This is a genomic window from Jeotgalibacillus sp. S-D1 (assembly GCF_004358665.1).
Lineage (GTDB): Bacteria > Bacillota > Bacilli > Bacillales > Jeotgalibacillaceae > Jeotgalibacillus.
Map to the genome: position 1 here is coordinate 840321 of NZ_SMZR01000001.1, position 13159 is coordinate 853479.

The following is a 13159-nucleotide window of genomic DNA, read 5'->3' on the forward strand; positions in this document are numbered from 1 at the left end:
GCATCACTATTAAATAAAACAGCTTTACCTTAAGCTGCTGTTTAGCCCAAAGTACTTAGATGCAAGGATGTTAAAATCTTCTTCATCAATTTCCTCTTTTTGAATAATGCCATTAACATTTTGAGTAAAAGACGTGTTAGTAAGAATTTTATGACCATTTGATGCTATTTGAGTGATTAAAGGGGCTTTATTAAAAGAGGACTCTTCCCTCACCATTAAAAGTTGCTGTATCTCGTTAAATTCTGACAGACCGTGGACAAACTGTTTAGAATTAAAGATGTACCCTGTTTTCCAAATATTATCTTTGTGTTTCAACTTCATTTCCAATACATAGTCTCCAAATTCATGTTCTGCCTTTATTATTCTGAATTCACCTGAAGCAGATGAAACCGTTTCTCCACTTAAAGGAAGGGGCTTTAACGGAAGGTTTGTTCCAAAACCGGCATCCAGCAGATACATTCTTTCACCTAAAGTCAAAATAATAGCAACATGCGTTCTTCCAAGACTGTGCCAATTTTTTGTCTCGTTATTATAGACTACCCCCCGGACCAATGCTGCATCCAGATTATTTTCTATTAAAAATAAGCAGAGGAGACCATTTAATTCATAACACAGTCCTCCCTGATTATTAATGAGCATTTTTTCAATTAAATTCTCTCTTGATATCTCTTTCGTCTTATTTCTTATAATTGCCAGGTTTTCAAATGGAATGGAATTTGCAGTCTTTTCGAGTAATTCATGCAAGGTTTCCACTGTGATCTCGACCTTTTCTGAAAATCCGATCCGTTGTCTGAATAATCTATCCAGCTCTGTCATCTATCCACTCCTCCTTTTCAAACAGAAATAAGCCAGCTTAGAACATTACAAAAAACGTAATAATCTGCTCGCTGGCTAAGGATGTTTGAGGTTGAACTGTCAATTTAATTGCTGTTAGTGCTTAAAACTTTAATGCATCCGTTTTCTTTTTTGAACTTCTTTCAGTTTTTTTGGAGTTACATCATTTCCATCTGGATCAACCACTTTTACGTTCTCAATCGTTTGTTTCATTGAACCGCGGAATGCATTAAGATACTCCTGCCTTAAAGTCTGCTGCTCAATAGATTCTTCTTTCGTTAGCCCATTTGATTTTGACTTCCCTGATAATTCATTTATACGAGCCATCTTTTCATTTGATAACATTATAATCATCCTTTCAAATCCACAAAAAACCTTTACAGACATCGTACAAAAAATAGAAAGCTAATTCAAGAAAGTTGATTTAATCCTGCAATTGATCAATATGATCCCGGTAGCGCCGATGGACTGTTGCTTTCGAAACATCATGGCCTAATCCCCTTAATGTCGCGGCAATATCGTGAAACGTCAGTCCGTTTTTTCGCAATCGCAGAATTTCTTCTATAGGAACAATGATCTTCTCCCTGCCCTCTTTGTTGCCTCTGTTTTTTAAGTTTTTCTCCGGTCGGAACCCTCTGTCTACAGCTCTCTTCATACCGCGTTTGATTTTTAAGTTATGCAGTTTTCTCTGATGCTCTTCTACCATACTGACAATTTGTAAAATCATGGTATCAGATTCCGAAAGCTGTAATTCACCATTATGACTTACCGAAAAAATACGGATATTTTCCTTCATTAGATTATGCAACAGCGCAATTTTTGCGTTGCCTCTGCCAATTCTTGTTTCGTCCTGTATCAGCAAACCATTAATTTCATTATGCTGAATCAGTTCAAGCATTTTGAAAACACCTTCCCGATCAAGATCAAAACCGCTTGCCTGCTCTATTATTTTTTCAACTACTGTAAAACCATTTCGGGAAGCGAGGTCAAGCAGTTCTTCTTCCTGGCGAATTAAAGAAGTTTCCTGTGATTCCTTATCCGTACTTACCCGGCAGTAGATTATAACATTCATCGACACTGCCACCTCATTATCATAAATGTAATCAATTTTCGGATGCTAATTGAACATCATCCTGCAAAAATTTTTCTTTGTCCTGTTCAGTTATAGGAAGGACTAATTGTTCGCCTTCATAAATTGAATAAGAAGCCAGATTATTTTCGGCTGTTACCCATTCGATAAATGCTTTTTCAGACATCGACAATGATTCTGAATATTCCTTAGATAGACTCCAAAGCGAATCTCCCTGCTCGACTTCCACATTTATAAAACTTTCCTGCTGTTCATCTGCGAGGGAAAAAGTTAAATATAACCCAAAGGCCAGGGTCACCACAATAAATAAAATAACAAATGAATATTTACTAACCAAATTTGACATTTTACTTCCTCCAATCGAATGCTTGTTCGTATTATTTGATTTAAGTATAAACAGAACACCTGTTTTGGGTCAAGGGAAAAATTCGAACTTATGTTTGTATTTTTGGAAAACACATGCTATAATTACGGTAAGATTTGGATACTGAAAAGAGAGGTGCACCCATGAAGAAATTATCTAAAAGACAACTTGATATACTTGATTTTATTAAAAGAGAAGTTCGGGATAAGGGCTATCCGCCTTCTGTCCGTGAAATTGGACTGGCTGTTGGTTTGGCTTCAAGTTCAACGGTTCATGGGCACCTGGCCCGATTGGAAAGCAAAGGACTCATTCGACGGGATCCAACAAAACCGAGAGCAATTGAAGTAATGAATTTGGACGAGGAAGCTATTCCAACTCAGCGCGTGGTCAATGTACCGTTAGTTGGTAAAGTAACCGCCGGTTCCCCGATTACTGCAATTGAGAATGTTGAGGAATATTTTCCATTGCCAGAACGTCTTGCCTCTTCAGATGAAGCCGTTTTTATGCTCGAAATCATGGGAGACTCAATGATTGAAGCGGGTATCTTAAATGGAGATTATGTTATTGTAAAGCAGCAGCAGTCTGCTAATAACGGCGAAATTGTTGTAGCTATGACGGATGAGGACGAAGCAACAGTCAAGCGTTTTTTTAAAGAACAGAACCACGTCAGGCTGCAGCCCGAAAACTCCTCAATGGCACCTATCATATTAAATTCTGTGAGTATATTAGGAAAAGTAATCGGTGTTTACAGACAGGTCCACTAAATTGAAAACCGGTATACCAGCCGGTTTTCAATCATTTTTAAGCCTATTCTGCTTGTCCAATAGATATACATAAAAAGAGCACACGGACATCATCCATGTGCTCTTCCTTGTATCTTATTTTTGCTTATCTGTACGTTTAAAATTAATGCTGAACAATAAGCCGTACATTATCGTAAAAATTATTGCGTAGAGGATAAACTCCAGAAACCCACTCAACTCAGTGCTAATAAATTTTAAGACAATGGTTTGAACGGCAAGCGCTGCTATAACGGTAATCAGCAGCTTAATCAGCCTGTATTTATCATAAGGACTTTCTTCAGACATAAACCCAACTCCCTGTAAAAATAAAAGCTTCATTATTTCTCCATTTCCATTGTACCATTACAGTGACATAATATTATCCTATCAGTCTGAAAGTTTGTGACTATATTTTTAAGGAGGTATACAGAGTGAAATTTGCAGCGATCGATTTCGAAACAGCTAACAGCAGCCGGAACAGTGTATGTTCAGTTGGTGTTGTTAAAGTTGACGATGGAGTAATCACAGAAGAATTCTACTCGTTAATTAATCCTCTTCAGAATTTCGACAGCAGAAATATTGCAGTTCATGGCATCTACCCGCAGGACGTTGAAAATGCTCCTACATTTTCTGAGTATTGGCCGGAATTAGAATCCCAGCTAAGTGGTAATATCATTATTGCTCATAATGCGAGTTTTGATATGAGTGTTCTGCGGGCAAGCCTCGACAGAATGGGAGAACCATACCCTCAGCTTACGTATAGTTGTACTTATATGATAGCGAAAAAAGTATACCCCGGGTTGCCAAGCTACCGGCTGTCTAAGCTGTCAGCACTGCTCAATATCCCTCTTAATCATCACCATGCACTCGATGATGCAAGAGCAGCAGCCAAGATTATGATGGATGCGTGCAGACAACACGGGCTATCAACATTAAATGAAGTGCAGGCAAAAATCGGCGTACGGGACGGAAGATTATACCCAGGCGGCTACCAGCCTGCTTCCGGCGCTAAAAGCAGCAAAAATCCCAACCGTAATTATGTAAAAACTGGGCCATTCGGTGCAAGAAAATAGAAAAATTTAATTCGAAGTTTAAATTATCTGAAAACGTAAAAATAGTATGTAAGAGACCATATAAAGGAGTTGTTTAATATGCGGACTTTGTTTTTTGAAGCAAGGAGAAAGTTTGAGGAAGACGCTAAAATTAAAAGGTTCCGCACCAAAAAAGTACGATTAAGGAGATGGTGAAATTAGCAGCACCCACTTCTCCCAATACTAAAAATGCCCTTAGACCATCATATCTAAGGGCTTAAGTTATTATTAAATTGATCTATTCCAGCAATGCTCAGCTCTATGTATTTCAAAATAATCAATTATATAAAGTAAAACCCTAGAGCCATATGGCTCTAGGGGAATCAATATTAATACATTTCCAAATACTGCTCGCGCTCCCATGGGTGCACTTGTGTACGGAACATATCCCATTCAATTTCTTTTGCTTCCACAAAGTGTTCAAAAATGTGGCCGCCAAGTGAATTAATGATAACTTCATCTTTTTTCAATTCTTCAAGGGCAGCAAAGAGTGTAGCAGGAAGATCTTTAATGCCAGCTTCTTCTCTTTCTTCCTTGTCCATTACATAGATATTACGGTCGATGGCTTTTGGCGGCGTAAGGCCGTTTTTAATTCCATCAAGACCTGCACTTAGCAATACTGCCATTGCAAGATAAGGGTTTGCAGCCGGGTCAACGGAACGAACTTCAACACGTGTGCTTAACCCCCGTGATGCTGGAATTCGGATTAATGGACTGCGGTTACGCGCTGACCATGCGATATAACAAGGAGCCTCATATCCTGGTACCAGACGCTTATATGAATTAACGGTAGGATTCGTTACAGCTGTAAAAGCCGAAGCGTGTTTTAAAGTTCCTGCCATAAACTGATATGCAGTCTCGCTTAGCTGCTGATCTGCTTTTTCATCAAAGAAAGCATTTACGCCGCTTTTGAAAAGGGACATGTTACAGTGCATTCCTGATCCATTTACACCAAATAAAGGTTTTGGCATGAATGTCGCATGAAGTCCATGCTTACGCGCAATGGTTTTTACAACCAGCTTAAACGTTTGGATATCATCGCAAGCTGAAATTGCATCAGCATATTTAAAATCAATCTCGTGCTGACCAGGTGCTACTTCGTGGTGAGATGCTTCAATTTCATAACCCATCGCTTCAAGCTCAATTACGATATCACGGCGGCAGTTTTCACCAAGATCTGTTGGTGCAAGGTCAAAATATCCACCTTTATCGTTCAGGTTCAGCGTTGGATTACCATTCACATCAAGCTGGAAAAGGAAAAATTCCGGCTCTGGCCCCAAGTTGAAATCAGTGAATCCAAGCTCTTCCATTTCTTTTAATACACGTTTCAGGTTGTTACGAGGATCTCCATCAAATGGCGTACCATCCGGATTGTAGATATCACAAATCAGGCGGGCTACCTTTCCGTCTCCAGCTGTCCAAGGGAATACTACCCAAGTGTCCAGATCAGGATACAGGTTCATATCTGATTCCTCGATGCGAACGAATCCTTCAATGGAAGAACCATCAAACATCATTTTGTTGTCCAGTGCTTTTTCAAGCTGGCTTACCGGGATTTCAACGTTCTTGATTGTACCTAGAATGTCTGTAAACTGAAGTCTGATGAAATTTACATTTTGTTCTTTCGCTAATCGAAGGATGTCTTCACGTGTGTAGCTGCTCATTGGTTAAATTCCTCCTGTATATTATGTATATTTTATCGGAAAAAGCGAGATAAATCTCCTGCCCGAATGCTTGATCTGCTTAATTTACCCGGACTCAGCATTTCCTTTTTCAAAAGGTTTCTGAGTTCGTCATCTGTCAGCTCAGGCTTTTTGGCAAATGGATCACCTTCTACCTTTTCCATTTTACTCACGGCAAAAATCTTTTTGATTCCAGCCATGTTAATCCCCTGTTCAAGTAAATCTTTTATTTCTAACAATCTATCAATGTCGTTTAGCGAAAATAATCGGCGATTTCCTTCCGTTCTTGCTGGAGAAATGAGCTCGTGTTCTTCGTAGTAACGAATTTGCCGAGCTGATAAGTCCGCTAATTGCATAACAATTCCGATTGGAAATAACGGCATCGTCCGTCGAATCTCACTACCTCCCATTAATTAATCCCCTTTCGTTCCCTATCGACATAATTATCATATCGCATGGCAGGAAAGGTGTCAAGAGTATGTTAGAATTACTAACATCGATGTTCATAGAATAACGTGCCACTACTTACATTCCCCACTTTTATAGTAATCATTCATTATTTTGAGTAATTATTTATTTTATAATGTTCTGACATTATTTTACCTTACTGCTAGGGTAATTGAATATGATTTTTTTCAACTAATTGGTCAATTGCTGAACAAATAGCGATTTTTACGTGCTCATAGGTTAGTCCGCCTTGAATATAAGCCGCATATGGATGACGCAGCGGTCCATCTGCCGACAATTCAATACTTGCTCCTTGTATAAAGGTGCCGGCTGCCATAATAACATCATCAGCATATCCAGGCATATAATCCGGATACGGAGTGAAATGCGCATTAACCGGTGAAGCAAATTGAATCGCCTGGCAAAAAGCAACCATTCTGTCACGGTCCCCAAACTCAACTGCCTGAATTAAATCTGTTCTGGCTGCTGACCAGGAAGGAATGGTTTTCATTCCAACTTCTTCTAGCATTGCTGCGGTGAAGACAGCTCCTTTAAGAGATTGTGATACAACATGAGGTGCAAGAAAAAATCCCTGATACATTTCCTGCAATGCATACAAACTAGCTCCTGCTTCTGCACCAATACCGGGTGATGTCATTCTGTAGGAGCACAGTTTAATTAAATGCTTTGTGCCAACAATATATCCCCCTGTTTTAGCAATTCCTCCTCCGGGATTTTTTATAAGAGAGCCTGCCATGAGATCTGCACCTACATGACAGGGCTCAAGTGTTTCAACAAATTCTCCATAGCAATTGTCGACAAAGATAACAATAGAAGGGTGCAGATTTTTTATCGAGTCGATCATTTTCTTTATTTCTGCTATTTCAAATGAAGGCCGCATGGCATAGCCTTTTGACCGCTGAATACCAATCATTTTGGTATTTGGTTTAATGCGTTTCATTACTTCGTCCAGATTGACCATTCCCTGTTCATTTAAATCAACATGACTGTAACCAATTCCAAACTCTTTTAATGAGCCGTGGCCTTCCCCTCTTATTCCAACAATCTCTTCTAAAGTGTCATATGGTTTCCCCGTAATATACAACAGCTCATCTCCGGGTCTCAGTACTCCAAATAGGGCAATGGAAATAGCATGAGTACCGGAAATGATTTGTGGTCGTACCAAGCCTGCTTCTCCTCCAAATACCTGTGCATAAATTGATTCCAGCGTGTCTCTCCCCTGGTCATCATAGCCATAGCCTGTACTTGGTGTGAAATGGCTGTCACTTACTTTATGGTCTGTGAAAGCTTTCAACACACGGTATTGGTTTTGCTCAGCCAGCTCTTCTATTTCCCGGTGTTTATAAGCAATTTTATCTTCTGTTTTTTTAATCAGCGGCTGTAAAATTTTATTGTTTTTCAAATACGTTGTCATTAATTAAAAAGCTCCTTTATTCATGCACCTGATTGATATGTCCTATAACAGGGTGGTTTTTTAAAACGTAGCCCTTTATATGGTATTCTTCTTTTTCTTCCATAAATGAGAGCTCTGTTATCATTGCTTCTCTTTTTAATTTGGCGATGGTATTGCCTTCGCCTGAAGAAACCTGTATATCAAAAGGGACCATTTGCTCCATCATTGTATTTTCTATTTTCTTTTTCAGCTTTAAACAGTCCTCTGGATTCAATGCCGAAATCAGCAACGAATCCTGGTTTGGCGACGGTACAAAATCCTCCGTAATCATATCTTTCTTGTTATAAACGGTAATTTGCGGGATGTGATCCATTTTTAAATCTTGCAATAATCGCTGAACTGTTTTTTCATGTTCGACATAATTTGAATGTGACGCATCTACGACGTGCAGCAGCAAATCTGCTTCATTCACTTCTTCTAATGTAGAACGGAACGAAGCGATTAAGGTGGTCGGCAAATCCTGAATGAATCCAACTGTATCGGTCATTAATATCGTATACTGACTCGGCAGCATCAATTTTCTTGTCATGGGATCGAGCGTAGCAAAAAGCTGATCTTCCTCAAATGCTTCCGCATGAGACAGACGATTAAATAAGGTTGATTTGCCCGCGTTAGTATAGCCAGCCAGTGCAATTTGAAAAACACTGTTTTTTCTTCTGCGTTCTCTATACTGCTCACGGTGTTTTACTACTTGTTTAAGCTGTCTTTTGATCTCTGATATTTCATTACGAATATGCCTGCGGTCTGTCTCAAGTTTTGTTTCACCCGGTCCTCTGGTGCCGATACCACCTCCAAGTCTGGATAGCTCTATACCCTGACCGCCCAATCGCGGAAGCATGTATTCCAGCTGAGCAAGCTGAACTTGAAGTTTCCCTTCTCGCGAACGCGCTCTTTGTGCAAAGATATCCAGAATCAGCTGAGTTCTGTCAATGATACGAGCTTGCAGAACCTTGGATAAATTGCGATTTTGACTGGGGGACAGCTCTCCGTTAAAAATAATTAAATCCGGTTCAAACTGCTCCTCCAATAATTGAAGCTCTTCTATTTTTCCTTTACCAATATATGTGCTTGCATGAATTCGGTCCCGATTTTGAGTCAAAACGGAAACAACAACCCCATTTGCAGTTTTGGTCAGGGCTTTTAATTCCTCCATTGATTCGTCAAAATGGGAATCAACTTGATTTAATTGAACGCCTACCAGAATTGCCTGTTCTTCTTTTTTATTCTTCTGTGTCAATTGCACCCCTACTTTCCATGAATCAACCTTTTATTATTTTACCATATCTTTTGACAAAACAATGATTTGGGATGGAGATAAAACATTGCTGTAATTAGGGTTTACCACTTTTTATCTTATCTATAACAAAAATAAAGATAAACCTCGAAGAACCGGACACAAATCATTGAATAAACCATGAAACATGGTACAATCATGTATGGTTTTATGTTAATGAAAGGCCAGGTGAAATTGTTATGACCTGGGAAGTACTGAGCGTAATCGGAACCGTTGCTTTTGCTGTTTCCGGTGCTATTATAGCGATGGAAGAAGAGTACGATATTTTAGGGGTTTACATTTTGGGGATCGTAACCGCATTTGGCGGAGGTGCCATTCGAAACCTTCTGATTGGAGTGCCTGTTTCTGCTTTATGGGAGCAAGGAATGTTTTTTCAGATAGCTTTACTTTCCATAACGGCTGTTTTCTTATTTCCGAACAATTTACTAAAGCATTGGCGGAGATGGGGAAATTTTTTCGATGCGATGGGTCTTTCAGCTTTTGCCATACAGGGAGCGTTATATGCAGTTAATATGGACCACCCCATGAGCGCTGTGATTGTTGCAGCCGTTCTCACAGGAAGCGGCGGAGGGATTGTCAGAGATCTTCTTGCAGGCAGGAAACCACTGGTGTTAAGATCCGAAATATATGCAGTCTGGGCTATCTTAGCTGGATTTTCAGTAGGATTGGGAATCGCTGCAGATCCCTGGCAGCTTTATGTTTTGTTTGTCCTAACTACCGCACTGCGAGTGTGTTCTTATATGTATAATTGGAAACTTCCTTTTCGTAAGCTGGAGGCGTTATCCGCAACCAAATAAGAATAAATTAAAAACCTACACAGCTTGTTTGTGTAGGTTTTTAATCGTTTTCTTTTAAAGCAGTTAAAACATCTTTATCCGTAAGCATCATTAGATCCTGACGAGTAAACAGCTGATTTTTTAATAATCTGACTGCCTGTGCGCGTATAATGGACTCAATTGTATTTCGCACGAAACGTCCATTATCTTTTGCAGCAGCATTTTTACTGTAAATGGAGCTGCGGAGATAAACAGAAATTCTGTCTAAAGCAGCTGATGTCAATGTGAACTCTTTTTCTCTGCAGAATTTTTTGGTAATTTCCATCAGCTCATCGACAGAGTAGTCAGGAAAAGTTACGACGTGAGGAAACCTGCCTCTGAGACCGGGGTTTAGTTTTAAAAAATTATCCATTTCAGTACCATAGCCTGCTAAAATTAATATAAAATCGTCCTTTTTGTCTTCCATATGCTTGACCAGTGTATCGATAGCCTCTCTCCCAAAATCTTTTTCTCCTCCCCTGGCAAGTGAATAGGCTTCATCAATAAATAAAATTCCGCCCATTGATTTCTTAATCAGTTCCCTGGTTTTATTCGCTGTATGGCCAATATACTCTCCAACTAAATCAGCTCGTTCAACTTCAATCAGATGTCCTTTTGACAATATATTCAAATCACAAAGCTGTTTTGCCATAATTCTTGCCACAGTCGTTTTACCTGTGCCGGGATTACCCCTAAACAGCATATGCAGCGCATGATGATCTGCAAATAGCCCTGCTTCTTTTCTTTTTTGATTAATAATGCTCCACGCTACAATATGCTTAATCATTTCTTTGACCTCTGTAAGACCGACCAGCTGGGAGAACTCTTTTTCAATATTGCTCCAGGTTGGATGAAGCGGCGGCGGATCAATGGTTTTCTCCATCGTTCTCTCTACCTCTGATTGAATAACCAGTTTAATTTGATTTTTCTTTGCGCTATTAATTTGGCGGGTCAATTCTGTTCACCCCACTCTTTTAACCACACTCTTTAACACTATATGTAACGCAGCATAAAAAAAGAGCAAAGAAAAAAGCGTTCCGCAAAAGGAACACTTTAGCCTTTACTTATCAACTTCAGCTGTTTGTATTTTTACTGCTTTCGCAGGTACGAATGTTGAAATTGCATGCTTGTATACTAATTGCTGCTTCCCTTCTGACTCCAACAATACTGTAAAGTTGTCAAACGCTTTAACTTGTCCGCGGATTTGAAAGCCATTTAAAAGAAATACTGTTACATACGTGACATCCTTGCGAAGCTGGTTCAGTATTTGGTCCTGGATATTGATGGCTTGTTTCATCTATACGCCTCCTCACTCGGTCTCTAGTAACTAGTATTCTCTATATATAGCTATTTTCCTGCTAAAAAAGTCAAAATACTCTCTTTTTTTTCATCAGGTTTTATTGACATATCAAACCACTCTGCCTGCATTTTATTACGAAACCACGTTAGCTGGCGTTTCGCATAACGCCTGGAGTTTTGTTTTAATTGTTCAATCGCCTGCTCAAGAGTTATAATTCCATCGAAGTATTGATACAGCTCCTTATAGCCGATCGCCTGAATAGATTGGGCATTTCGCAGCCCTGAATCATAAAGATTTTTCACTTCTTCTATTAGACCCTTTTCAATCATCCTGTCCACACGAAAATTGATTCTAGTGTACAAAAGGTCCCTGTCCATTGTTAAGCCAATAATTTGTTCCTTATACAACGATTCTCTCACTTGTGCCCGCTGCCAATCTGAAGGTGTTTTACCGGTAGTATAAAAAACTTCCAGCGCACGGATTACTCTTCTTCCATTATTGGGGTGAATTCCTTCGGCGGATATAGGATCTATTTCCATAAGCTCGTCATAAAGAGTCATTATCCCATTTTTATCGGCCCTTTTTTCAAGTGAAGTGCGGACTGCTGCATCCTTCCCTTCACTTGAAAAATGGTAGTCATAAAGTACGGATTGTATATACAACCCTGTACCGCCGACTATAATTGGCAGTTTATCCCTGTCGGTTATATCTTCTATTTTCTCTCTGACTAACTGCTGATATTCAGCGGCGGAAAACATTTCTTCTGGGCTTTTTATATCAAATAAATGGTGGGGGACCCCATCCATTTCCTCATGCGTGATCTTAGCAGTGCCAATATCAAGCCGCTTGTAAACCTGCATTGAGTCGCCATTTATAACTTCACCATTATACCTTTTTGCAATTGCGATACTGGCAGCAGTTTTTCCAACTGCAGTCGGTCCGACAATTGCAATAACTTTATTACGCTTCACGATTGCTCACATCTTTCTAACGAGATAGATACGATCATATCATGAACCTCTCGATTGAAAAAGGCTGATATTGTTCTTAATTCCTTTATCGAGGCGACCTGCCCAATTATTCAACTTTGAAAGCACATCATTAAAAACCAGCTGACGGTTTAGTTCTTTAAGCATTTCATGCCGTCCCTCATCGTAGAGCCTTACTTCGACGTCCTTTACACCGGCTTTTGCGAGCTGCTTCGCTACAGCAAAAACACCTTTCCCCTGATTGCCTACAGGATCTAAAGCACCACTGATAAGAAATATAGGCATATTGGGAGAAACCTTCTTTACTTCACTTTTTTTGTGAATAAAAGACAGCCCAATGCATAGGTCCTGGTAAAATTTATTTGTACACGTAAAGCCGCAGAGGGGATCCTCTAAGTATTTCTCTACTTCTGTGCCGTCCCTGCTCAACCAGTCGAGCTCAGTTTTACAGGGGTCAAACCGCTTATTATACTGGCCAAATGTTACTTTGCTTAAAAAGATGCCGGGGGCCAGAGGAGAGCAAAGCAAGTTTGCTGAGTTGGCAATTAATTTGCCCACTTCACCTAAAATCCAATTAGGTCCTCCAGTTCCGGACAGAATTGTCCCGTCAACCGCGTTTGGAAACATCTGTATAAATCTTCTTGCGATAAATGAGCCCATACTATGTCCAAATAGGTATACAGGCAGATCATATTTTTTCCTTATCGCTTCATTTATATCTTTAACATCATGAACAAGACGATGAAATCCATCTCTTTTATCAAGATAACCCTGAATTCCATTTCGCATTGCAGTTCGGCCATGCCCTCTGTGATCATGACCGATTACATGAAAACCCTGTGTGGTTAAAAATTGGGCAAACTCGTCATAACGTCCAATATGCTCCACCATTCCATGGGTTAGCTGGACAACTCCTTTTACCTGCTCGCTGGCAGACAGCCATTTACATAAATAAATTTCAATTCCATCTGACGCACGAATATAAGAAGCTTCCAAC

The 13159-nt window shown here is 39.7% G+C and carries 16 protein-coding genes; 3 read left to right on the plus strand and 13 right to left on the minus strand.

The window, feature by feature from the left end:
* Positions 1 to 24 precede the first annotated feature (24 nt).
* The 4 genes from E2R51_RS04315 to yneA form a co-directional block, all read right to left on the minus strand.
* Positions 25 to 816: an arylamine N-acetyltransferase family protein gene (locus E2R51_RS04315; protein WP_133375789.1), complete on the minus strand. Its 792-nt coding sequence runs from the start codon at positions 814 to 816 to the stop codon at positions 25 to 27.
* Positions 817 to 945: 129 nt separating this feature from the next.
* Positions 946 to 1179, minus strand: coding sequence for a DUF896 domain-containing protein (locus E2R51_RS04320; RefSeq protein WP_133375790.1), 234 nt, complete (start codon positions 1177 to 1179; stop codon positions 946 to 948).
* A 79-nt stretch (positions 1180 to 1258) separates the two neighbouring features.
* Positions 1259 to 1906 carry a YneB family resolvase-like protein gene (locus tag E2R51_RS04325; RefSeq protein WP_133375791.1) on the minus strand — a complete coding sequence of 216 codons (648 nt, stop codon included), beginning with the start codon at positions 1904 to 1906 and terminating at the stop codon, positions 1259 to 1261.
* A 31-nt stretch (positions 1907 to 1937) separates the two neighbouring features.
* Entirely contained in the window at positions 1938 to 2270 is a 333-nt protein-coding gene (gene yneA, locus E2R51_RS04330; protein ID WP_133375792.1) for a cell division suppressor protein YneA, read from the minus strand.
* Positions 2271 to 2431: 161 nt separating this feature from the next.
* Between yneA and lexA the strand changes: the two genes are divergently transcribed.
* Positions 2432 to 3052 carry a transcriptional repressor LexA gene (lexA, locus tag E2R51_RS04335; protein WP_133375793.1) on the plus strand — a complete coding sequence of 207 codons (621 nt, stop codon included), beginning with the start codon at positions 2432 to 2434 and terminating at the stop codon, positions 3050 to 3052.
* A 114-nt stretch (positions 3053 to 3166) separates the two neighbouring features.
* Here lexA and E2R51_RS04340 read toward each other — a convergent pair whose 3' ends face one another.
* On the minus strand, positions 3167 to 3376 hold the full coding sequence (locus E2R51_RS04340) for a hypothetical protein (protein ID WP_133375794.1): 210 nt from the start codon (positions 3374 to 3376) through the stop codon (positions 3167 to 3169).
* Positions 3377 to 3501: 125 nt separating this feature from the next.
* Here E2R51_RS04340 and E2R51_RS04345 point away from each other — a divergent pair, with 125 nt between their 5' ends.
* Positions 3502 to 4143: a 3'-5' exonuclease gene (locus E2R51_RS04345; RefSeq protein WP_165967138.1), complete on the plus strand. Its 642-nt coding sequence runs from the start codon at positions 3502 to 3504 to the stop codon at positions 4141 to 4143.
* 347 nt (positions 4144 to 4490) lie between these two features.
* On the opposite strand, the gene glnA is transcribed toward E2R51_RS04345, so the two are convergent.
* From glnA to hflX, 4 genes are all read right to left on the minus strand, one after another.
* Positions 4491 to 5825 (minus strand): type I glutamate--ammonia ligase, encoded by a 1335-nt coding sequence (gene glnA, locus E2R51_RS04350; RefSeq protein ID WP_133375796.1) that lies wholly within the window; start codon positions 5823 to 5825, stop codon positions 4491 to 4493.
* Between the two features lie 32 nt (positions 5826 to 5857).
* The gene (locus tag E2R51_RS04355) at positions 5858 to 6253 is read right to left on the minus strand and encodes a MerR family transcriptional regulator (protein ID WP_133375797.1); all 396 of its coding nucleotides are present in this window, start codon (positions 6251 to 6253) and stop codon (positions 5858 to 5860) included.
* 200 nt (positions 6254 to 6453) lie between these two features.
* Positions 6454 to 7725, minus strand: a complete 1272-nt coding sequence (locus E2R51_RS04360; protein WP_133375798.1) for a methionine gamma-lyase family protein — start codon at positions 7723 to 7725, stop codon at positions 6454 to 6456.
* 16 nt (positions 7726 to 7741) lie between these two features.
* Complete coding sequence (gene hflX / locus E2R51_RS04365; protein ID WP_133375799.1) at positions 7742 to 9001, minus strand: GTPase HflX; 1260 nt, start codon at positions 8999 to 9001, stop codon at positions 7742 to 7744.
* Between the two features lie 236 nt (positions 9002 to 9237).
* Here hflX and E2R51_RS04370 point away from each other — a divergent pair, with 236 nt between their 5' ends.
* Entirely contained in the window at positions 9238 to 9855 is a 618-nt protein-coding gene (locus E2R51_RS04370) for a trimeric intracellular cation channel family protein (protein ID WP_133375800.1), read from the plus strand.
* A gap of 40 nt (positions 9856 to 9895) precedes the next feature.
* Here the strand turns inward: E2R51_RS04370 and E2R51_RS04375 are convergent, their stop codons facing one another.
* The 4 genes from E2R51_RS04375 to E2R51_RS04390 all read right to left on the minus strand — a co-directional run bounded on the left by E2R51_RS04375 (position 9896) and on the right by E2R51_RS04390 (position 13158).
* Positions 9896 to 10828: an AAA family ATPase gene (locus tag E2R51_RS04375; RefSeq protein ID WP_240732952.1), complete on the minus strand. Its 933-nt coding sequence runs from the start codon at positions 10826 to 10828 to the stop codon at positions 9896 to 9898.
* Positions 10829 to 10933: 105 nt separating this feature from the next.
* Complete coding sequence (gene hfq, locus E2R51_RS04380) at positions 10934 to 11170, minus strand: RNA chaperone Hfq (protein ID WP_133375801.1); 237 nt, start codon at positions 11168 to 11170, stop codon at positions 10934 to 10936.
* A gap of 50 nt (positions 11171 to 11220) precedes the next feature.
* Complete coding sequence (gene miaA, locus E2R51_RS04385) at positions 11221 to 12147, minus strand: tRNA (adenosine(37)-N6)-dimethylallyltransferase MiaA (protein ID WP_133375802.1); 927 nt, start codon at positions 12145 to 12147, stop codon at positions 11221 to 11223.
* A 36-nt stretch (positions 12148 to 12183) separates the two neighbouring features.
* Positions 12184 to 13158 (minus strand): alpha/beta hydrolase, encoded by a 975-nt coding sequence (locus tag E2R51_RS04390; RefSeq protein WP_240732953.1) that lies wholly within the window; start codon positions 13156 to 13158, stop codon positions 12184 to 12186.
* Between the last annotated feature and the right edge of the window lies 1 nt (position 13159).